This window comes from Pusillimonas sp. T2, assembly GCF_002236805.1.
Taxonomy (GTDB): domain Bacteria; phylum Pseudomonadota; class Gammaproteobacteria; order Burkholderiales; family Burkholderiaceae_B; genus Neopusillimonas.
Window position 1 is genome coordinate 1 of sequence record NZ_NIQA01000011.1, and the last position, 14,195, is coordinate 14,195.

General features: G+C 55.1%; 21 protein-coding genes. 1 reads left to right on the top strand and 20 read right to left on the bottom strand.

The window, feature by feature from the left end; translation table 11 throughout:
- Positions 1 to 208 (top strand): hypothetical protein (locus tag PuT2_RS15945; protein ID WP_216820822.1); only part of this gene is annotated, 208 nt, incomplete at its 5' end.
- A 121-nt stretch (positions 209 to 329) separates the two neighbouring features.
- On the opposite strand, the gene PuT2_RS13975 is transcribed toward PuT2_RS15945, so the two are convergent.
- The 20 genes from PuT2_RS13975 to PuT2_RS14080 all read right to left on the bottom strand — a co-directional run bounded on the left by PuT2_RS13975 (position 330) and on the right by PuT2_RS14080 (position 14,129).
- A complete protein-coding gene (locus PuT2_RS13975) occupies positions 330 to 860 on the bottom strand; it encodes an HD domain-containing protein (protein WP_093971611.1) in 531 nt (176 codons plus the stop codon).
- Between the two features lie 94 nt (positions 861 to 954).
- Positions 955 to 1,329: a hypothetical protein gene (locus tag PuT2_RS13980; protein ID WP_158214054.1), complete on the bottom strand. Its 375-nt coding sequence runs from the start codon at positions 1,327 to 1,329 to the stop codon at positions 955 to 957.
- Between the two features lie 38 nt (positions 1,330 to 1,367).
- Positions 1,368 to 1,640 carry a hypothetical protein gene (locus PuT2_RS13985; RefSeq protein WP_093971613.1) on the bottom strand — a complete coding sequence of 91 codons (273 nt, stop codon included), beginning with the start codon at positions 1,638 to 1,640 and terminating at the stop codon, positions 1,368 to 1,370.
- The gene (locus PuT2_RS13990; protein WP_093971614.1) at positions 1,637 to 2,599 is read right to left on the bottom strand and encodes a phage Gp37/Gp68 family protein; all 963 of its coding nucleotides are present in this window, start codon (positions 2,597 to 2,599) and stop codon (positions 1,637 to 1,639) included. Before PuT2_RS13990 ends, PuT2_RS13985 begins: the two co-directional genes overlap by 4 nt.
- Positions 2,596 to 3,312, bottom strand: a complete 717-nt coding sequence (locus PuT2_RS15950; RefSeq protein WP_216820823.1) for a hypothetical protein — start codon at positions 3,310 to 3,312, stop codon at positions 2,596 to 2,598. The genes PuT2_RS13990 and PuT2_RS15950 overlap by 4 nt, the downstream gene beginning before the upstream one ends.
- On the bottom strand, positions 3,312 to 3,674 hold the full coding sequence (locus PuT2_RS14000) for a hypothetical protein (RefSeq protein ID WP_093971615.1): 363 nt from the start codon (positions 3,672 to 3,674) through the stop codon (positions 3,312 to 3,314). Before PuT2_RS14000 ends, PuT2_RS15950 begins: the two co-directional genes overlap by 1 nt.
- Complete coding sequence (locus PuT2_RS14005) at positions 3,671 to 4,309, bottom strand: hypothetical protein (protein ID WP_093971616.1); 639 nt, start codon at positions 4,307 to 4,309, stop codon at positions 3,671 to 3,673. The genes PuT2_RS14000 and PuT2_RS14005 overlap by 4 nt, the downstream gene beginning before the upstream one ends.
- Entirely contained in the window at positions 4,302 to 4,574 is a 273-nt protein-coding gene (locus PuT2_RS14010; RefSeq protein WP_093971617.1) for a hypothetical protein, read from the bottom strand. Before PuT2_RS14010 ends, PuT2_RS14005 begins: the two co-directional genes overlap by 8 nt.
- 269 nt (positions 4,575 to 4,843) lie before the next feature.
- Positions 4,844 to 5,206 carry a hypothetical protein gene (locus PuT2_RS14015; protein ID WP_093971618.1) on the bottom strand — a complete coding sequence of 121 codons (363 nt, stop codon included), beginning with the start codon at positions 5,204 to 5,206 and terminating at the stop codon, positions 4,844 to 4,846.
- Between the two features lie 37 nt (positions 5,207 to 5,243).
- Positions 5,244 to 6,371: a hypothetical protein gene (locus PuT2_RS14020; protein ID WP_093971619.1), complete on the bottom strand. Its 1,128-nt coding sequence runs from the start codon at positions 6,369 to 6,371 to the stop codon at positions 5,244 to 5,246.
- Between the two features lie 269 nt (positions 6,372 to 6,640).
- Positions 6,641 to 7,699 (bottom strand): nucleotidyltransferase domain-containing protein, encoded by a 1,059-nt coding sequence (locus PuT2_RS14025; RefSeq protein WP_093971620.1) that lies wholly within the window; start codon positions 7,697 to 7,699, stop codon positions 6,641 to 6,643.
- 119 nt (positions 7,700 to 7,818) lie between these two features.
- The gene (locus tag PuT2_RS14030) at positions 7,819 to 8,208 is read right to left on the bottom strand and encodes a hypothetical protein (protein ID WP_093971621.1); all 390 of its coding nucleotides are present in this window, start codon (positions 8,206 to 8,208) and stop codon (positions 7,819 to 7,821) included.
- A 22-nt stretch (positions 8,209 to 8,230) separates the two neighbouring features.
- Positions 8,231 to 8,554 (bottom strand): hypothetical protein, encoded by a 324-nt coding sequence (locus PuT2_RS14035; RefSeq protein WP_093971622.1) that lies wholly within the window; start codon positions 8,552 to 8,554, stop codon positions 8,231 to 8,233.
- Positions 8,555 to 9,240: 686 nt separating this feature from the next.
- Positions 9,241 to 9,768, bottom strand: a complete 528-nt coding sequence (locus tag PuT2_RS14045) for a hypothetical protein (protein ID WP_093971624.1) — start codon at positions 9,766 to 9,768, stop codon at positions 9,241 to 9,243.
- A 585-nt stretch (positions 9,769 to 10,353) separates the two neighbouring features.
- A complete protein-coding gene (locus PuT2_RS14055; RefSeq protein WP_093971626.1) occupies positions 10,354 to 10,599 on the bottom strand; it encodes a hypothetical protein in 246 nt (81 codons plus the stop codon).
- Positions 10,596 to 11,174 (bottom strand): restriction endonuclease, encoded by a 579-nt coding sequence (locus PuT2_RS14060; protein WP_093971663.1) that lies wholly within the window; start codon positions 11,172 to 11,174, stop codon positions 10,596 to 10,598. Before PuT2_RS14060 ends, PuT2_RS14055 begins: the two co-directional genes overlap by 4 nt.
- Positions 11,175 to 11,208: 34 nt before the next feature.
- The gene (locus PuT2_RS14065) at positions 11,209 to 12,486 is read right to left on the bottom strand and encodes a hypothetical protein (RefSeq protein ID WP_143516190.1); all 1,278 of its coding nucleotides are present in this window, start codon (positions 12,484 to 12,486) and stop codon (positions 11,209 to 11,211) included.
- A gap of 25 nt (positions 12,487 to 12,511) precedes the next feature.
- Positions 12,512 to 12,859: a hypothetical protein gene (locus tag PuT2_RS14070; protein WP_093971628.1), complete on the bottom strand. Its 348-nt coding sequence runs from the start codon at positions 12,857 to 12,859 to the stop codon at positions 12,512 to 12,514.
- Positions 12,860 to 12,889: 30 nt separating this feature from the next.
- A complete protein-coding gene (locus PuT2_RS14075; RefSeq protein WP_093971629.1) occupies positions 12,890 to 13,564 on the bottom strand; it encodes a hypothetical protein in 675 nt (224 codons plus the stop codon).
- A gap of 19 nt (positions 13,565 to 13,583) precedes the next feature.
- Positions 13,584 to 14,129, bottom strand: a complete 546-nt coding sequence (locus PuT2_RS14080; protein WP_093971630.1) for a hypothetical protein — start codon at positions 14,127 to 14,129, stop codon at positions 13,584 to 13,586.
- Positions 14,130 to 14,195 lie beyond the last annotated feature (66 nt).

Sequence of the window (14,195 nt, forward strand, 5' to 3'; positions counted from 1 at the left end):
TGTAGTTCCCCAGCCGCTTACGGATGACATTTTCAGCATCCCGCAAAACGAAGATGCCACGGTGGTGGCAGAGGCTGTTGGCAGTCTTGGGCCGACGCCACAGATCCAGCCTGAGCGCACCCAGTTACTGTATGGGTTGATCGAGGAGCATAACCAGCGATTGCTGCAAGAGCCTGACACACATTACACGACCAGGCCGAAAGGCTAAGACAACACGGTAAGCGGACAGCCAATTGGGTTTTACCCGATTGGCTGCATCACGACACTCAAAAATCCGGAGCTGATCTAGTTTTGCGAGCGCTTGGTCCGGCTGATCCAGTAACAAATCACTAACGTAGAAGCAATTCATTTGCCACATCCCACAAACGTCGATCTGCCTTCGTCATGACTTCAAGCAGCAGCTGCTTTTCCTTGAGATAGGTTTTGGCAAACGCGGGGTCAAACTGAACGATGCTGCCAGTGTTGCTGATCAGGTCTGCGCATTTAATTGTTTGAACCCATCCGGGCGCCTTCGCCAGGCGCTCGCGTGACAGGCGCTTTCTGGTTTCGCGGTTTCCTTTTTCCGTGTCAGAAAGCCAGTGAACGCCGCGCACGACCTGGTCAATGTGAGTTACCGGCGTCTCTGTTTGGCTAAGCGCACTCCAAAGCGACGTGCACGTATAACCGCAGTCCTCAATAATGTCATGCAGCCACGCAGTCGCAATGACCGCGTCAGCCCCTATGCAATCAAAGTCCGTAACTGTTGCGACAATGCCGGCAACTTCTGACAAATGGTCAGTATAGGGAGCGTTTGTGTATTTGCGCCTTTGCTCTTTGTGGGCATGGCGCGCAATCATCATCGCTTTGTAAGCTAAGCTCATAATCTATTCTGCTCTGCCTGTAAAAATGAGGAGGTATAAGCGTGTACTTCGCACACTTCGCGATTTAGATGCATCGGCATCGAGTTTCAATTGATCAGCGATCCCTTTCCGATAGGGTTTGCTGTTTTTGCAGCTCGAGATCGATCATTTCTGCCATGCTGCGTGCCTCGTGTTCCAAACAATCGTCGCCTTCGCCTTGCAGTGCCTCAGCACAGTTCGATAGAACTGCGGCTGCTCCGGCTAGTAATTGGGCATATGGGAGCGACTCAATCGAAGCCACGGGCTCAGCTTTTGTTCGGCAGTCAGCGTACTTGGCAAGTACGGAACGGACGATTTTGGGAATATCCAGGTAATTAATACGGAACGCATGACGATGTGTGACTAACTCCGCAATGCGCATAATCTCCTGATCGCTTAGATCCCTTCCTCTTCTGCTCGCCGGTGACGCTGCTAGTTCGTCCTCGTTCATAGCTTTTGGCTTCTCAGGGCCCTCAAGTGCTACGCTCATCATGTCTTTCCCTTGAATTTGTCAATAATTTTCCCGGACTCTTTCACGGCGATATCGATACTGGATCCTTCCACGTAGCCGGTTGTGGTTCGGAACATCAGCACGTATTCACGCAGATCGCCCAATAGGCGTAGCGCAGCAGCCAACGCATTTGTGGCATCTTCGTTTGAAAGGTAAGGCGTGCATTTGCTCAGGCATCTTCCGGCCACAAAACAGTCGCCGCTAGCAACTGTGCACGCAGGGCGAGGCACAAAAACCTTTTCTCTGGTCATGGCTTTTCCAGCGAGTCTGGGAATTGATCCCAAGTGCAGCCATCGAGCATGCGGCCTGCGGCTTTCTTGCCATCGCGCTGCATCCAGGCCCCATCTTCAAACCGATGAAACAAAGCCCCCTGACTCGCATCAATTATTTCGGGGTGCGGAGCCCACTCGCCCCATTGCTTAAACAGGAATGGAACGCCAGCCGCCTGGCACTGATCGCGCAGGGAGCGTGCCCAATCTGGGTGCATCGGCCGCGCACCGGGGCCACTTTCGCCGCCGACGATGACCCAATCAACCTTGCCTTTTGGGCTGGTGTGGATCGGATCGCTTTCATGGCCAGCGCAGCGGTCGCAGTAACCGTGGTCATAGCGTGTAGAGGGCACGAATCCTATGCAGTGAGGGTGCTCGATGTATAGAAAATCCTCAACATCCACAGGCCCCAGCAGCGGCTCCATAGATAGGAACCGCACGCGCGCAGGCACCTGTAGCAGCTTCGGGATATCACGGTCGGCCTCTTGCTGAGAAACGACGGTTGCCCCGATCCAAACGTTAGGGAAATGTCGGTCAAAGTCGAACGGTAATGGCAGCATGTTCGGCACATTTCCGATGCGCTTGGTCAGCAGCAACCAATCAAGGTTCGGCGTTGCTTCGATAAGCCTGAAAAGGTCAGCGCGCCACTGTGGGTCCACCGCGTTGTCGAAGACATCGGCCAGCGAAGCGCAAAACACACGCTGCCGGCGTCCGTGCTTGGCAAAGAACTGTTCGTGATTCCGGTTCCAAGCCAGTGGATTACGCCACGTCGATGCGGCCGTGCGTTTGCGTGGCTGACCAGCGCCCCAGCTAACAACGTGGCGTCGCTTGTCGAAATCAGCTTCGGCGTAGCAGTTATCGCAGCCAGGGCCTACCTTAGTGCAGCCGATCCATGGGTTGAACGTGTGGTCACACCACTCAATTTTGGTGTTTTCGCTCATGTCCGCTCCTTCTGTGCTGGTGCGGCTTCGAGCATTTCAAGCGCGTCGGGCGGCACGTTTAACCATAGGTCGCCGGAAACCCCTTTAGGCAGGCAGATATCGAATGTTCCCGGTCTGTCACCTTTAGCAAAAATCTCGCATTCCATGCCCTTGAATTTGACGCGCATACCGACCTTGAAATCCGGCACCAGCTTCGAGCCCTCGGGGATTTGTTGGGGTTGCGGTGCAAGATATAGTTTCTTGCCTACATCGACAGGCTCAAAGTCCACTAGCGGTCGCAGCACGGTCGTTGATGCGTCATGAGCATGCAATTGCACTTCCGCCACCGGCTCGTCAGGCTGTGCGCCCCTCAGCCAAGCAAAAACTGCTCGACTCGCACGCGCCATACGCGGGGATTTGGACCCCTCTGCATAAGCAGCGAGTTCCCGGATATCCGACCATAAAGATGCTGAAAGCCCTTCAGGCTGGATGGGTTGCCCGTTCTGGTGCAGCATCATCGCAAGGTTGGCTACGTCCACTGGATCGCCTTTATCAACATGCTCGCGCAGCAACTCAGACAGATACTCGGCACTACATTCCTGCCATCCCCCACGACCCTCAACCCGTTTTTTTGCGAGTTTGGCTTTCATGGTGGCGGCAAACGCATCTACCGCGGCATCGTCATGGCTGCCGCAGCGGTCGCACACGTTGATAACAGTCGTAATTTGAGCCATTACGCTTCCCCCTCAACGCGGCGGGCGTGGTCGATGGCGGCGCGCACAGATTCTCCGTCAGCGACTGTAGGTATGCGGTCAACACGGAAGATTGCAACTACTCTGGCGCCGCTACCATCAGTCTCAATAAGCTTCCAGCCTTTCGGGAAATGGATCTTTTCAGATTCAACCGCCTTCCAGAGCGCCTCATCGTCATCACAACCAAATGCCACTTTAAGATCGTCCCACGGCGCATCCTCCCGATCCTGCGATTGCAGGGCGGCTCGGCGTCCCAATAGAAACATCTGAAAGTCGCGTTCATTGTAGGTCTTGCCACGGCCCAACTCCGATTCAAACTCGGCGCGTAGTTGTTCGGTGTTCATGCTTCGATCCTCCGGAATTGGACTACCCACACCCAGGGGTTCTTGTCCCAGGATTCGGCACCGTTGATGGATTCCCACAGGCGTTGAAACCCATCGCGGGCAGTGAGGCCGCCATGCTCAGAATGCTTGACGCCTTCGGCATAAGCATCGTCCTCGCTGATGTCCTTCAATCGCTCCACGCGTACGCCAGTGATTTCTAGCGTGATACGGCTGGCCCAGCGGGGCATGTGGATGCTGGGCTTCCAGCCGACCATGCCGACGCCATTCCATGTTGCACGATATAGGCAGTGCTCCGGCTTGCGGTAAAGCTCGGGGATGTCCGATAGCGGCGACATTCCGCATCCGAAAAACTGGGTATCGGCCCAAGTGCCATCGCGTGGCGTATCGGGCATCCACGTCTCCCGCACCCACAGCCGGTCGCCCGGTTGGCCGTATGGGCACGCCTGGCGCACGCCAACGCGATCGTGTACGCCGTTCCACCACCAGACTGCAGGCGGCATGACGAAAGGGTCGCAGTGAGGGTACTGTGTGTCCCAGCTGCGAGGCGGCTTCACGGCCCGCCGCGTCTGCATCTTATGGCCGGCCAGGATGGCGCGCACCATGGGGCCGCTGAAAAGAATGGGGCGCTCACGCATCGCTCCCCCCCTGTCCCTGTGCGAGTGCGGCGCAACCCTGAATAACAGTGTTGCTCGACTCTCCGAAATGGAGCGCATTATGTTCAGTTGATACCCATAAAGCATCACGCAACGCCTTCACCTCTGGTGATTGCAGGGCGGCTCGACCCGCTTCAATGGCTTCGGTAAGAATCTCAACCATACGTTCACGAGTGATGGTTGCTCGTTCTACAGGAATGCTGTTACCGCTACGGAACTCAGGCGGCAGTTTGATAGGTTCAGTCATGATTCTGTTTCTCCTTTTTGCGGCGCTCGATTGTGGATTTGTATAAAGCAGCGTTCCGATAGGCAGAGGACGCTTCAGTCCAACGACCATTGAATGCGTTTCAAGCCCCCTGCTTACAGGAAAGGCCAGCACTTTACCTACTGGCTCACGCCTTGCTGGTTGGCCTGACGGCTCGGGCAACGGTGGCAGATCAGTTTCCTCCAGGTCAGGGATGATTCCAATCTACGGGGTCATGTAGAAATAACGAAATGCACTCGTAGTCGTTGGCGTTAGGCAAATCGGGGTCTATTCACGGGCAACTGAACAGGATCTGCCGGCGCCACGTCAACATCCTGGATCGGCTCGTCTTCATACTGAAGAGCATTCAACCGATGAATCAATTGCATAATCTGCGCTGGCGACACCATGCGAAGCATCTCTGATCGACCCGTTTGCACATAATCCTGGACCGACATCGAGCGCCAGGCAGGATCAGGACGATTGTCCAGTAGGCGCCATGGCTGATCAGGGCTGGCGCGATGCAGCGCAAAGACGTCGACCGAGCGGGTTAGCCCCGAGCCGAAGCATTCCTGGGCGACAAGTTTGATTTCAGAGCCGTTGGGGCCTTCAATATGGTGCTCTATACGTGCCATTGGGTGACCTTTTTGCAATTGTGTTGTTTGTCGGGGATTAACGCATTTTGGGCCGATCAAGAACTTGGCCGGAGGCGCAGCTAATGTCGTCGTTCCGCGTCGGCAGGGGTGATCCAGGCGGCTCAGGCGGGGCAGGATCGACATCAACCGCTTGGTCACCGTTCCAGACGCGTCCGTTGTACGAAATGCGAAGAAGGGCGCTTGATCCCAGGATGCGCCCACTGGGAAAGTCCCTTGCCCCTTGCTCGGATTGATCGCGCAAGCGGCTATAGACTTGCACGGCCTGCGCCAGGCTGGACACGTTGAAGGACCAGTGATCGCCCACCAGCAACGTAAAGTTGCCGGTTTGGGCGACCGGCGCTTGAAGTAATTCGTTGTTGTCGACATCACCAATTACCTTGATCTGCTCGGCCTTGAACGCCACATATTCCAGATAGTCGCCCCCAAATCGCGAGACTGCCCCGTCAAAGCCATCGCGCTCGAAAACAAGCTTGGCCTCGGAGGTACTAAGTGCTTGCAGCGCTTCGGCCAGATCGCCCAGGCCCACCTCCTCGTTCAACGCCTCAAGGGCTTGGTCGGCGGCTAGACGTTCGCCCGAAAGAATTTCCCAGATCGTGGGCGCCTGATCCGCGTTGCTAAACAAACCCTGGACGGTCAGATCAAGCGGATTATGGATACTCAGATAGGCTTTGATGACGCGTGCGCCCCCTGAGGTCTCAAGCGCAAAGTTTGCCGCCGCAGTCTTGTCCGCGATGAAGTAAAAGCCTAGTTGGGTGTTATCAAAGCCCGTGTTATGTCCAAGGTGTTCTTTGCTGAACTGGCTAAACTGCTGGTTGGTGCCGTGGTAGACCATCAGGGGCTCACCCTGCGTGTCCACGATCTTGCTGGCGCCGAACCAGTCTTTGAACTGGGCGGATTGAACATCGTTCTCGGATACTGCTTCAGGGCTGTGTTCAACCAGGTGGCCACTGCGACGAACCCGGTCAGCCACGCCGTGAAGGCCGGCTTGCTCAACGGCTTGCAGGCTGCCGTAATGCTCAAGCGTGGCGATATCTTCTTGCGAAAGCGTTATCTGGGAACTGGCTTGTGTGTTGACTGGGCGCGAAAGCCGTCCGCCCTGTTGCGCGCGCTGAATGTCGGAAAAGTCGTATCCGAAAATTTGCATGAAAGCCCCCGATGTAATCCGGTGTGTAGACCGAATACTTGTAACGGGGGCGCGAATCAAAGTCTAGGATGAACGCCTCTTTATTTGGTTTCTGAATTGCAGGCGTCAGTTAAGGGGCGTTACGAGCCCGCTTGTCCCCTTCAGCCACGGGTTGACGCATCGCCAAAAAACATAGACAAAACGCAGCTACGCCAACGAAGATGAGTACAAAGCCCAAAGGCACAGTATATCGATCGAAAGCTAAATAACTGATTTCTGGCGTGCATGGTTTAAGGCACGGGTCGTAGACCTGCCAAAAAATCATCGCCATCCTGCTCTGGCGAGACTGCCTGTGTTGCTAGGTGAATCATGTCCATGCTGAGGTAGCGCAAATCGTCTTGAGAAAACGGCAGATGCGTCAGGTACCGCCCAACGATCGCAACGGCGATCTTGGCTTGGCTTTTGTCGCGCTGACGTTTTACAGGCTCGCGCGTGGACTGCTGCGATAACCAGGCCTTGTGTAATGCAAAAGCTCGAGGATCCGGTACCTGCATCATTACCGGACGGCCATTGGAGGCAATCGTGACGTGCTCAAACTTTGGGGCGTTAATCAACCAGTGCAGGTTAGGCACTTCAGCTGCCACAAGGTCGTCTGCGCCAAAGGTTACACGATCACTGTCGTTCATCGACCGCTGCGCAGTTATCAGGTCAACCATGAAGCCTTTGGCATTCACGGCCCGAAACACACCTGGGGCGCTCATAGGCGTGTAGGTCTTATCTACGCGTGCAAGAAGTCCGAGTAAACCTGCCGTGTTCTGGCGCTGAAGTTTATCGGTGACCAATTGCAAAGGGCGCCTTGCGTCAAAGCATAGATCCAGATCGTCTGACGCCAGCGCCCCCGGGTCGACATGCACAGCCGCCATGGATTCATACGCATAAAGGGCATGGGTGCCCACGACAAGGAATTCACGATCCAAACCGGCATCATTCATCGCAGCCAGGATCTCTGCGGCAGCGCGAGGCAAGCGTCCGATACGCAGCGCGCGGTTCAGCCGAATTTGGGTCCTAAGCCGCTCTGTCAGTCCATCGTACTTTGTGCGTGCCTGAGCCTGGCCTTGCTCGAAGTGTTTCAGGATCTGCCGCGTTTTATCACTATCAGGTCCGAGCGATCGCCCATTGCCACGCGCATCTATAAACCGTATGAGATAGCGCTTATCTCCACGCTTCACGAACCGCATCCCGTAGCGGTACTGCTGCATGGAGTCACGAGCCTGACGCCAGGCTCGATAGAGCTGGTCAGAGTTGACTAGGTTCAGTCGCTGCTGGTCGTCCAGTTCAATGAATTCCATGTTCTTTACCTGTTTATAGGAAAAACCCAAGGTTACAGGTAAATTATTTATAAAACAATGATTTAGGAATTTATTGATTGGCTGGTGAACCAAATGATCAGACGGGCTCGATCACGGAACTACTGCGACTGAGTTAAATCGAGCTCTAGGCCTCGCAACAAACCATCAAGCATGACGGTCAGCTGGGCATGCTTCTCTGCAGATAGGGCCGCTATGCGCGCCATGAGAAGGGGGGTAAGCACTGGTTTGTCATCCGACGCAGAACAGGCCTGCCGATCGTTGTTCCCTTTTCCCAGCGCAAGCCATGCAGGATCGACCCGCAGCACCTGAGCCAACGCCTCGATATTGCGTGGCTTGGCCGCCCCCATACGGTAACGGCGCACCATTTCGTGGCTGATCCCGATAGCCCTGTTCAAATCAGCCGCCTTTATACCGGCTGAGTCCATGGCCTGGCACAGACGCTGAGCAAAGGCGGGATGCTTGATGTCCAGGTTGGTCGATGGCGTCATTGAGTTTCTGTTGGGCACGTAACTAACCTCGAGGAGAGGGAGAGGGCCTAGGCTCTTCGGTCTCAGTTACAGTCTGCATTGATGATGAGTGCACCTGAGCATAGCGCTCACGTCGCTCTTGCTGTAATTCGGCTTTGAAATGCTTGACCAGGTAAGCGTTGGCGTGACGCTCTTGAGCAAACGCGGTGTCGTATCGAGCTTTCAGCTCCTGGTAGGGGGCGCTGAACTTGATGTGATCCGGCACCAGCCCCAACGGGCCGCGCGGGAAAGCCTGAAGCTCTCGACTCAGCGCTTGCGATAGCTGCCTTGCGTGCTCGGCTTGCTGTTTGGCTTGTTGATAATTCATTCTGGATTGCCCGTTTCGAAGTGTCGTACAGCCACTATAGAAAACGGTCATCTAGAACTCAAGGAATCTGGCGTGATTATTCGGCTGCGAACGCTCTGTTAAAAAAGGAAATCTGAGGCATGGCAACTCCAACAAGGCAACGATTTGTGGGTCAGTGAGCCCGTGATTAAGTGTGGCTATTTGCACACTAATGCGCAATTTCCCCCGATTTAGTAATGCTTTTTTGCTCCGGTGATATACAGATGCTCCTGGCAGCCAGAGCAATGTTCCGCTCCAGCGCATAGTGCACGGCCGCAGTCCCTTTATCAGAAAAGGGTTTCCGGATTTAATTGTGTTTGCCCCCTTTCAGTCGGTCTCACGTTCGACCACTTTCAGGGTGGGGCGCTGGTCAGTCAGCAGCACGAACAGCTCCTAGATCACTAGCGGGATTGTCCGCTTGCTCTTGTATTCGTTGAACTCGTAATTGGCCCATGTTCGCCGCGGCATTTTCCCAGCCGGCGAGATCATTTCGTTCGCCTGGGCCTGATCCAGTCCGGCATGCTTACGAGCGGCTCTTATTTGCGCTGCTGTCGGCGGAGAAATCCAGTAGGTGATTATGCTTTTCATTCCAGGTATTCGGAATATGCGGTTGATGCGGCGACAGGATGTTGATCCAGATACCCGTTATCGCAAATGATCTTATTCCTTCAGGTAAGCTCTGATAGTCGAGAAAACTCACCTTCGTATTTAAAGCTGCGCAATGCGTGCAGATCGCGCTTCTCGCTGGGCCCACAATGGGCTTTGGAATTTTCATAGTAGTAGGACGAGCCGGATTGAAGATCCTGAATAATGCCATTCCAGGGCACGTCATACCAGCCCGGTTCTTCATCGACATCGGCGTCAAATTGTGCTTTCAACTCAAACCGTCTCCGCGCCAACCACTTATATGAACCCATAATAGGTTCAAACTCATAAAGCAGGTCAAGCTTTGCGTTGAGCTTCTTGAGGGCGTCTTGTAGAGTTCCCCCAGAAGCAGAAGGAAATAAGGGGTTCTCCCACAGGAACGATTGCGCTTCCGTAGCCTCAAGATCGTCCCCTTCCAGCATGCAGAACAGAAATTCTGTATCTGAGCGATGGGCGACAATGGCGCGGAAACCGCCACCGTAGCGCTCTTCTTCAACTCCTAAATGATGTTGCGTGGCTTCAAGGTACTTATTGAGTGCATCCAATTTCATATCCATCCCTTCGTGATGGGTGAGCGCAGTGGCTTAAGATTCGCCAGGATCAGCGTTTGCTTGAGACAACGACCAAGTCGAGCTCAGTGAATTCCGCTTCGTCGGTGTTGTGATCAAGCACCACCAAGCCCTTTTTAGCCAGGCCGTCGTCATTATGAACTCGTGGAGTTCATATATAAGACCTGCGTCATTCTTCGTGTTCTGAAAACTTGGCGTTTCACCGCCCTCGAATCGAGGCCAAATAAACGAGACATTATCGAACCCGTGTCGTGTTTTCGCTAATTTCATTTCGAATGCCATTCTGCAAACGTCGCCTGGCGCTGATCTCAACAACAATCGCGTGCAGGATCATGAGTAAACCAAAGATCCCGATAGCAAGCGAGGGGTAAGGGCCAATTATGCTCACCAAGCTGCTGTATCGCTGATCAGGGGGGTCAGGTTTCCAGATCGAGTACCCGACAAAGCCACCAAAAAATAGTCGGATAAGTGGTCAGTGCGGTCTCGTTCATAATCCATTGCTGGCTCCAAAGCTGGAAACTGACTGTATTGACTATCAGTGTAAAGACACCTGTCGAAATAACGAAATCAGCCCGGGCAGCTGGCCCGATGGGTACCGCGCGGGCTCTGCATGTGGCCCAGGCGTTGCACTCCAAGCACGGTGACCTGATTTGGGGAGAAGACGCGATACTCTTCGTGCTCTGAAAACAGGGCATTGCCGCCATGCACGGCGCCGTCAAAGCCGTTCTTCAAACAGTCGAGAAGCAGTTCAACATCGGCCGGCAGTACCGAGGCGATATTCACACAGAAGGGGACACGCAAGGATGAAGTCATAGGTGGCGTTCGGTAGATAGTTGATGGTAGGGGGCGGGCGCGCCTGCGGTTGTGGGTGTTGAGCGATAGGCAAGGAAGGCAAGCAAGCGTTGGCCACTGATCATCTGGATGCCCGGACAGCGCAGGGTGAGCTCCCGCGATTGCTTGCCTGTTCGGCCAGTGTGAATGAAAAGGCCGGAGCATTGGTGCTGACTTACCAGCGCTTCAAATTGCCTTACGTGGGCCAGTTGAATGTGGCCGCTGTAACGTTTGGCCTGAATAAGGTGCTTCTGCCCGTGCTTGAATACCACCCCGTCGATACCGCCGTCGCCGCTGTAACGATGACTACGTCTGACCTGATAGCCATGTTGCTCAAAGGCGTCTAGTAGTAACTCTTCGAAGACAAAGGGATCGATCTTGCGTAAGTAGGCCAGTTGTTGGCCCGAGTGAGCAATGGTGGTGAGCACATGCCGCACACGTTTGGCGCTGGCCTGTTTACGGCGGTGCCGGCGCTCACGCGCGTTGGGCGAACCCAACAGCGCAGCACCCACAAAGCACGCGATGCTAATCAAGAGCAAGACGGAGGCAAACGTCATTGCGCTGGGCACCCCAAACACGCTATCAAGCATCTCATGCCCCCATGGTCTGGCGTGATGGGCAGTCCGCCTGATCCTGGGTCGGGGCCTGGTCTAGAATCTGATCAAGGCGCTGGTGCAGTTGCATTGTGCGCAAGGGGCGATCGTACTTGTCCATGAAAATGGCATTAACAGGAACAAGTCGTCCTTGTTCGCGCGCTGCCTGCACCACACAAGCTTCCAGTAACGGGTTCAGACCGGAACCGGCCAACTTGCCGCTGCTGCGCAACGCAAAACAGGTCTGATCGGTGGGTGCCTGGCCTTGGGCAAGACGCTGGGCGATAGCACGCACTTTGTCTGGCGTACTCGGCGCAAACCCGAACTGGTGCGAATCGAGCGTGACCGGAAACACCACCGGACTCTGGGGCTCTTGGTCCAGTAGCCGCTCAAATCGCTCTGCATGTGCCCAAATGACCTCCGGCGATACAGCGTGACCGACCGTTATGGCATGCACCACCTGGCCAAAGTGCCAGTCAAGCACGTCTTCGGTAATCAGCTCATTGGCATCGCCAAGGTTGATCCAGTCCCGATGGGTAGCACAAATGGGGCGTACGTGGCCGGCGCGCCAGTGCGCATCCATGCTACTTTGCGAAAATCCCCAGGCTGGGTGCTCCACATTGCCCCACGTGGGTGACTGGCAAAAGTCATCAATCTTTACGCAATCGGCACCCGAGCGCAACGCGTTCTGGATCTGGCCAAGCTTTAGATGCTGGGGGTCCGTCAGATCGCCTTCACCGCAGGATAAATCAGCCACACGCAAGTGGGGCAGTGGGTCAATCAGAATCAGGCGGCCAAAGGGGCGTGCCCGGGCGGGAACAGCAATGGACTGGCCGTCTTGCGTACTGGTATTGATCCAGGCACTGAAGTGACTCGATAGTGTGCTGGTGTAGCCAAGTGATTTCAGGTGATCAACCACCTGTTGATAGGTGACAGGGACATCAATACGCCAGGAGCTGGCCCGACCAATACGATCTCGTTCAAGCACCTGCGCCCGCGCCCCCAACTGCTGAGCTACATCCCAAGCAAAGCCTGGATCAGGGCGCACGTTTTGCTTGAGCTGGCCGTTATCGATCTGGATGCTGGCCGAGCCGTACCAGGGCGCAATGTAGGTTTGCGCGATCAACGCATTATCAGCAGCCCAGAAGCATCCATCAGCGCGACCGGGCACTACCTGCCGATCAGACCACGGCTCAATAGACCCATGAAAGAAAAGACCACGAACTAAGTCGCTCGGGGTGTAGGACCAGGGGGAGGAAAGTTTTTGGCTAGGCATATGAGCAATCTCCAGCGACGCGTGTTCAGGTTCTTGGTTTAGTAAATACGCTGTCTACGGGAGCCACATCATCGCCGCAGAAAACATGCTCTTTGATCACCGACCCGGAGCGTGGGTCAATCTCATCGACAAGGATGCTGGAGATCGCATCGGCGTACTCGACCAGCTCTATGTCAAACTCGCCATGTCCCGGTACCGTGACCGAACCATGAACGGGCTTGAACCATTTGGCCGGATCAGCGGCCACGGCATCAGCCACTTTGTCGGCGACCAAGGCTGGATCGTTGCTGAAATTGGTGCCAATCACCTTGACCCGAACCGTTGCGTACACGTGGGTTACAAACTGCGTGGCGTTATCAGAGGAGGTTGTCATTTCGAGTCTTTCCAGTTCTAGTTGTTTGGGTTACCCACGCGGGCCACGGGCCGATGACTGGGGCTGAGCTTGTTCAGCCAATGCGTGCAGTCGCTCCCAGCTGGGGCCACTGGCCTCGTTGTAGAGTGAAACCAATTTGTCGCTCAGCTGCTCGTACGTGTCGGCGTAAACAAAGGGGGACTTTCCTTGGAGCAAGGATGTAGAGCGAAATTCGTACTGCTGCCCATAGGTAAGAAACAAATGCGCGCGCGGGCTGTCCAGGAATATCCGGAACTCGCAGGACAATTGCTCAGCCTCGTACATGTCCACAGTTGGGTTGTTCAAGTACAGCGAGCTGTGGTTCGCGCCGGCAGTCTCGATCCAGCGTAGATCGTGCTGCAGATCATGGCGAATCTCGTAGGGAGGGGCGTAGAGCAGCTGGTCGGTAAAGCGCGCATCGAACGAGCCCATGGCCAGCGCCCCCAGCTGCTGGGCACGGACAATGATCTGCTCAAGCAACGCCTTGCGATCAAAGCGTCCGGGAGGCATAAAGGCCACGGGCTCATCGCTTTTGCGCACCAGGGTACCGTTGGTTGCTTTTTCCAGCTGGATGTCCAGCACTTCGTAACCACGATCTTTATGCCAGGCGACGGCTTTGAGTGCCTCATGAGCTGCCTTGCTGGCCCGGGCTAATCCTAGGGGATCGTTCTCATAGGTTTGGAGCATGTCCGTTCCTTAATCCCAGTTAGAATGAAGGCGTTGCACAGCGATGCGCAGCCTGCTCAATCTGGCTGCTTGGCAATGGCGCCTGGCGAATCTGCTCAAGAATCGAATCAAGCAGATGCGTATCCGTCACCGTGCCGCGCAGTAGCGACTCAACGCGCTCGATTACGTCCTCGCGATGGGCTATTTCGAGTTCATGGCCGCTGCCGATCCAGATCTTGGATTCAGCCTCCTCGGGATTGGGCTCATCGATGTTTACAAGGCGAAAGTAAGTGGCGTGTACCAGGTCATGCAGCGCGTGGCCCACTGTTTGCAACGTTTCTTGGTAGTTGTCGGTAACTTCTCCACCGGTGTGTATGAGAAGTTTTAGTGTTCCGCGGTCAGAGCAGGGTTCCCAATCGATAGAATCATCGCCAGTGTCAAAGCCCTTGAGCATGTCTTGATCGCTGACCCCGGCATTGGTCCAGCCAAAATAGTCTGTGAGGGGGCGCAATGCCGGGACAACCTGCTCTTTGGTCGCCCCCGGTTTGAGGGTCGCCTCCAAGGTCATGAAGTGTGAATAGGCCATAGTGAATACCTTCGTCAGTTAGTGGTTGACGTAAAGGTACTGGGGCGCGCGTGCGAATTAAAGGAT